A 6,328-nucleotide genomic window follows, 5' to 3' on the forward strand; every position below is an offset into this window, starting at 1 on the left:
CCTCCAACCTGCAGACACCGCTCCAAAAGTCCCCCATCTGGCATTGCTACCAAATCTGGAAGAGCCATCTCTCCTTATGGTTAGGTCAAAATTATACTTGTCGTCATAATCGTATTTGGCCTGACCAAAAAATCCGGATCTTATGTATTCTGTATAAAATCCACCTACATAAAAAGGCTGGGTCGCATTTTGTAAATACCTTAAGGTAGGGTTGGGAAATCCCCTACCTTCTGCATCATTGGTTTCTTGGGTTTCCTTCTTATACTCATATCCTAATATTCCACTTATGGTATGTACCTCAAAAAGCGTTTTATTCACATTAAAATTGGCATTGGCATTTGAATTAACAATCCTTCTGTCTGCAAAATATGAGGACCCACCATAACTGGCAAATACAGGTATAGTAGAAGGTCTATTGTTTTCATCCCGATTGTCTGAAAAATCCAAACCGGCAAATCCGGTAAATCCCAGCCAAGGCAATATTTTGTAATTCATATTCAAGTTAGACACTGACTGGTAGCTTGTCCCTCTTTTAAGCTCTTCATTGACACCTTGCACTATATTATAACCGAAAAGGTGTTCTGAAGGGTATTCTGCATACGTTCCATCCTCATTGTAAATGGGGACATTCGGTCTGGCTATATAACCGGCCACAAAGGGGCTGTTAACAAAATTCCCTCTATCAATCGACCCATTGGTTACCTGCTTTGCAAGAGAAAAATTGGCCCCTACGGTGAACTTTTCATTGACCTTGTGTGACAAGTTCATTCTGCCGGTAGATCTGGTATAATCCGACTGAATGATCTGCCCCTGGTGGTAAGTATGTGAACCTGAAATAAAAAATTTCGTGCGTTCATCACCTCCGCTTAAAGAAATATCATAAACACTCATTCGCCCATCTCTGTATAAAGCATCTATCCAATCAGAGTTTTGTAAATCAGCATCACTTGGGCTGCCAAAAATATTTTCTACTGTTCTATAATTGAGTCCTGCATTTATATAGGCCTGACGCTTAATGGATGCAAGTTCAGAGGCATTCATCACATCATAGAAATTAATGGGCTGAACGAACCCTGGTTTTTCCTAGTTTACCCTTTTTTGTAGTGATTAAAACCACTCCATTGGCTGCCTGAGCTCCATAAATGGCAGCAGCTGCAGCATCTTTAAACACTTCAATGGATTCGATATCACTTGGGTTGATAGATGACAATGCATTTTGACTTCCCTGTCCGGAAAGGGCTCCCGAGGCAATCTGAACCCCATCTACGATATAAAGTGGTTCCGTTCCGGCATTAATGGAACCTACCCCTCTCACTTGCACCGTTAAAGTACCTCCCGGCTGCCCTGAACTGGAGGTAACTTGCACGCCGGCTACCCTACCCTGCATGGCCCTATCAAAAGATTGCATAGGTAGATCCTGAAAAATCTCTCCTTTAACTGAGGCTATTGCTCCTGTCACTTCTCTTCTGGTTTGGTCTCCATAGGAAGTAACCACTACCTCTTCTAAAGAGGTGACTTCCGGTCTTAGGCTGACATCAATTTTGCTCCTATTTCCGACGAGCTCCTCCTGGAACTCCATACCTACAAATCGAAAAACAAGCACATTTCCATTGCCTTCAATTGCTAATTGGTAGTCTCCGTCAATATCAGTAACCGTTCCATTCCCTGCACCTTTTACCTGAACAGTAACTCCGGGAATAGGCAAGCCATCTTCAAAAGATGTCACCGTACCACGTATGGTTCTGGTTTGGGAATGGACCAAAAAATTAACGGAAAGAAGGGTAATAACTATAAGTATGACTTTCCTCATATTGTAAAGTTGTAATTAACAATCAATCAATTTTATACAAATTCCTTGAATTTTCCAATCAGATTCCTTAAGCATAAGAAAGGTTAGGCTTATGATCGTCAAATATTAACAATGTAATCAGGATAGAGTTTAAAAAAAATTCCCTTCCTAATTTCTTTTATAGGATATAAACTTCTATTCGTCGGTTCAGTGCCCTATTTTCCTCTGTATCATTGGACTGAATCGGCTCAGTTGATCCCCTTCCCTCAATTTTCAGCCTTGTTGCAGAAATTCCCTCCTTCAGCAAATATTTTTTAACACTTTCTGCCCTACGTAAACTTAACTCTGAATTGTATTCTGAGTCCCCAATATTGTCAGTATGCCCTACAATTAAAAGATTGACTTCGGGATGGGCAAGTAAAAACTTTTTTAGTTTTTTAAGAGAGCTTATGGATGCTTTCTTTAAAATTGACTTGTCAAAATCAAAAAAAATGTTTTCAAAGATGAAATGTTTTCCGGAAGCTATGGGTTCCAGTAAAATCTGAAAGCCAACTTTGTTTCTTAAACTATCCCTATCCACATTATAAATCTTTGGCATGTACCCCTGCTTTTCTACATAGAGCCCCGTTTTTTCTTTGTCCGGATAAATCATGGTAAATGCGCCCTCTTTTCCATCTGATTTAAAACTGTACAAGGTACTGTCCCTTTCAAGATCCACTAATGATAGAATCGCCTCCACAGCCTCTCCTGTTTCTTCATTAATCACTTTTCCTCGAGTGACAACCAATTCATGCCCTAAATCAATTTCCTCGGGAAATTCAAAGCGATAAAGGAAAGAACTGTCCACTTTTCCAAGGTGATAACTGTTCTCTGTATAATAGGCAAAATCTTTTTGGGCTGTAATAAATAATGCCAACTGGTCTTTTTGGTCATTGATAGGAAAGCCCATATTGGAAGGCTTCCCGAAACCTGTTCGACCAATACTACTTCTGTAAATATCCTTTGCTCCAAATCCCGGATGTCCATCAGAAGCAAAAAAAAGAACAGTATTGTTAAAAAATATAAAAGGGGAAACCTCATCCATTTTGGTGTTAATATTGGGACCTAAATTTTTGGCCTTAGACCAAGTGCCATCATCAAGTCGCTCAGAAACCCAAATATCAATCCCGCCTTCGCCCTCCGGCCTATTGGAAGAAAAGAACAATAAACTCCCATCTGCTGAAAGGGATGGTTGTGATTCCCAAAACCTGGTATTTACATTTCGCCCCATATTTATAGGACTTTGCCAAAGCCCGTCCACTCGTGCGGTGATGTACAAATCACAACTTCCATGGGAAGCAGGGGTATTGCAGGAAGTAAAAATTAAAAGATTTCCATCCGCGGAAATTGTACAGGTGCCCTCATTGTACCTGGTGTTGATTAATTCTGAGATGGACTCAGGACTAGACCAAGTCTCCCCATCGTAATCAGAGAAATAAATGTCTTCATCTTGCTTGGGGGACATGCCATCTCTTTTTGTAAAAAACAAGCGTTTACCATCGGCTGTCAGTACAGGGAAATATTGAAGTTTGAATTGATTTAGAGGATCAGGCAGTCGGTTTTTACTAATGCTTATCGGGTTTTTAATGCCTTCAGCGATGATTTCAAACTGTTGCAATTTTTCTAAATAATCAGGCGACTTCACAAAGCCCTCATCCAGAAAACCACGGTTGGCTTCAAAAGTATCCAAGGCCAACTGAAAATCACCTTGAGCCAAGTAAATCTGGCTTTCGATCCAGGCCAATTTACCTTTAAAAAAATCATTGGTTTTAATCGGAAGTCTTGATTGCCCTTTTTTTGTAACCCGAAGTGCTTCCTCCGGCATACCACTGCTTAACAAAACCTGAGCATGTTTGAGATAGGCCTCATAAAAATCCGTACTCCTTTCGTAGGCTGCTTGGTACTTCTCCCTGGCTTCAGGAAGCTGTTTCCTTTGCAAAAAAGCATTGCCTTCTTCAAAGTACTTTATGGCTTCATTAAAGCGTGTACTTTGGGCTTTTTTGTCAATAATAGAAAATTCCTGCCCCATTGCTTGAAAACATAAACTTACAAACGATATGAGAATGAGGAATTTTCTAAACATGTTGTCCTAAGGTATTTCCATGTATTTATGAGTCTGAAGAGAAACCCTCCAAGCGGGATTTTCCTTCACAAAATCTATGATCAAACTAGTCATCTTTTCCGCTTTTGACCATTCCGGTTGCAAGAGTAAATGACATTTCTCATTGACTAAACTGGCATGTTTAAGCGCAAAATCAAAATCACTTTTATTGTAAACCACCACCTTTAGCTCATCAGCATGCGCATAAACCTCTGGCAATGATTGCTTAAATTTCTTGGGTGACAAGCAAGTCCAATCAATTGTACCACTAAAAGGATGAGCACCTGATGTTTCCATGTTTATTTGAAAGCCCTTCTCTTTTAATAGGCGGGTCAATGGCCCTAAATCATGCATCAAAGGTTCTCCTCCAGTGATTACTACCAATCGTGCTGGATAAGAAGCCGCTTCTGCTACAATATCTTCAATGGCCACTTTTGGCCACCTTTCTACATCCCACGAGTCCTTCACATCACACCATACACATCCTACATCGCATCCCCCTAAACGAATAAAATAGGCGGGTTGTCCGGAGAACATCCCCTCACCTTGTATGGTGTAGAAAGCTTCCATCAATGGCAAATATTGTCCATTGGAAAGCATATTATTTTTGTCTTTCATAATTTTTGGTCTAGCGGGTAATTGAACCGCTTTGTTTACATTAATTTAAAACCCTATTGGTAAACTTCCCCTTTGGCTGCCAATAAAGTATTGTACAATAAAGAGGCAATGGTCATTGGCCCTACCCCTCCCGGTACAGGAGTAATGGCTGAGGCTTTGGCGGCGGCCTCTTGGAAATTGACATCACCAACCAACCTAAATCCATTCTTTTTTGAAGCATCAGGGATTCGGTGGATGCCTACATCAATCACTACGGCACCTTCTTTGACCATGTCTCCGGTCACAAAGCCTTCTCTCCCAATGGCTACAATCAGTATATCTGCACTTTGTGCAATTTCCTTTAAGTTTTGCGTCCTACTGTGAGTAATGGTAACTGTACAGTTGCCCGGGTAGGCATTTCTGGCCATCAAAATACTCATTGGAGAACCTACAATATGACTTCTACCAATCACCACACAATGCTTTCCAGATGTCTCTATTTCATACCGCTTCAATAACTCAACAATTCCATAAGGAGTGGCTGCAATATAAGCCGGCCATCCCAAAGTCATCCTTCCAACATTTGCCGGCGTAAAGCCATCTACATCTTTTTCCGGCTTGATCTTGGCCGTAACTTTTTCCACTGATATATGATCCGGCAATGGCAATTGCACAATCAGGCCATCAATGTCAGGGTTGTCATTTATTTTCTCTACCTCATTCAGCAACGCTTCCTCCGACACGGTTTCTTCCAACCTTACCAAGGTAGAACCAAAACCAACTTTTTCACAGGCTTTTACTTTTGCGCCTACATAAGTTTGGCTGGCCCCATCGTTCCCAACTAGAATTGCGGCCAAGTGAGGTACTTTTTTATTGTTTTTTTTAAGTAAAACTACTTCCGCAGCTATTTCATCTTTAATGGTTGCGGATGTTTTTTTACCATCAATCCTTATTAATCCTTCTCTTTCTTGCATAGGTATTTTTTCTTACAAAATCTCCTAAAATATTAAGTAACTACAGGTTACCCTTTGTAATTTCTTTTTATTGATACTGTCAGCTTAATCCAGTTTAAGCACTGCCATAAACGCTTCCTGAGGAACTTCCACATTCCCTACCTGACGCATTCTTTTCTTACCTTTCTTTTGCTTATCAAGGAGCTTTCTCTTTCTGGAAATATCCCCTCCGTAACATTTCGCCAATACATTTTTTCGCAAGGCTTTCACCGTTTCTCTGGCAATTACTTTGGTTCCTATGGCTGCCTGTATGGCAATTTCAAACATTTGCCTCGGCACCAATTCTTTTAGCTTTTCACAAAGTCGCTTGCCCCATTCGTAGGCTTTGTCTCTATGGACTATCGCTGAAAGGGCATCAACAGGCTCACCGTTTAGCATCACATCCAATCTAACCATATGGGATTGCTTAAACCCTATCAATTCATAATCCAAAGATGCATAGCCTCTCGAAATTGTTTTAAGCTTATCAAAAAAGTCAAAAACGATTTCTACCAAAGGCATATCGAAGGTCAATTCCACCCTGTCTGAGGTCAAATATACTTGATTCTTTATTTGCCCTCTTTTCTCCATGCACAATTGAATAACCGGTCCTACATAATCTGAAGCGGTAATGATGGCCGCTTTAACAAAAGGCTCTTCTATATGCTTGAAAAGGTTTGGCTCGGGCATATCCGAAGGCGCGTTGACTACAGCAAATGTTTCATCATTCAGTAATGCTCTAAATTGCACTGAAGGGACAGTAGTAATGACAGTCATGTCAAACTCTCTCTCCAATCTCTCTTGAATGAT

4 protein-coding genes and 2 pseudogenes are annotated in these 6,328 nt (G+C 40.6%); all 6 read right to left on the reverse strand.

Annotated elements, in window-relative coordinates; all coding sequences use genetic code 11:
• Nucleotides 1-1,044: pseudogene (locus AAC037_RS17425) on the reverse strand (TonB-dependent receptor); the annotation flags it as partial.
• A 10-nt stretch (nt 1,045-1,054) separates the two neighbouring features.
• Nucleotides 1,055-1,810 (reverse strand): TonB-dependent receptor plug domain-containing protein, encoded by a 756-nt coding sequence (locus tag AAC037_RS17430; protein ID WP_339904351.1) that lies wholly within the window; start codon nt 1,808-1,810, stop codon nt 1,055-1,057.
• 157 nt (nt 1,811-1,967) lie between these two features.
• On the reverse strand, nt 1,968-3,857 hold the full coding sequence (locus AAC037_RS17435; RefSeq protein ID WP_339904353.1) for an OmpA family protein: 1,890 nt from the start codon (nt 3,855-3,857) through the stop codon (nt 1,968-1,970).
• 60 nt (nt 3,858-3,917) lie between these two features.
• A complete protein-coding gene (locus AAC037_RS17440; protein WP_339904354.1) occupies nt 3,918-4,547 on the reverse strand; it encodes a 7-carboxy-7-deazaguanine synthase QueE in 630 nt (209 codons plus the stop codon).
• Nucleotides 4,548-4,600: 53 nt separating this feature from the next.
• Nucleotides 4,601-5,500: a tetrahydrofolate dehydrogenase/cyclohydrolase catalytic domain-containing protein gene (locus tag AAC037_RS17445; protein ID WP_339904355.1), complete on the reverse strand. Its 900-nt coding sequence runs from the start codon at nt 5,498-5,500 to the stop codon at nt 4,601-4,603.
• 84 nt (nt 5,501-5,584) lie between these two features.
• Nucleotides 5,585-6,328: pseudogene (locus tag AAC037_RS17450) on the reverse strand (elongation factor 4); the annotation flags it as partial.

This window comes from uncultured Cyclobacterium sp. (genome assembly GCF_963976465.1).
In the GTDB taxonomy this organism is placed as follows: Bacteria; Bacteroidota; Bacteroidia; order Cytophagales; family Cyclobacteriaceae; genus Cyclobacterium.

What these genes read in the sequence shown, in the direction of transcription:
- AAC037_RS17440 (WP_339904354.1), bottom strand. Translation starts at nt 4,547, where the DNA reads ATGAAAGACAAAAATAATATGCTTTCCAATGGACAATATTTGCCATTG.
- AAC037_RS17445 (WP_339904355.1), bottom strand. Translation starts at nt 5,500, where the DNA reads ATGCAAGAAAGAGAAGGATTAATAAGGATTGATGGTAAAAAAACATCC.
- AAC037_RS17435 (WP_339904353.1), bottom strand. Translation starts at nt 3,857, where the DNA reads ATGGGGCAGGAATTTTCTATTATTGACAAAAAAGCCCAAAGTACACGC.
- AAC037_RS17430 (WP_339904351.1), bottom strand. Translation starts at nt 1,810, where the DNA reads ATGAGGAAAGTCATACTTATAGTTATTACCCTTCTTTCCGTTAATTTT.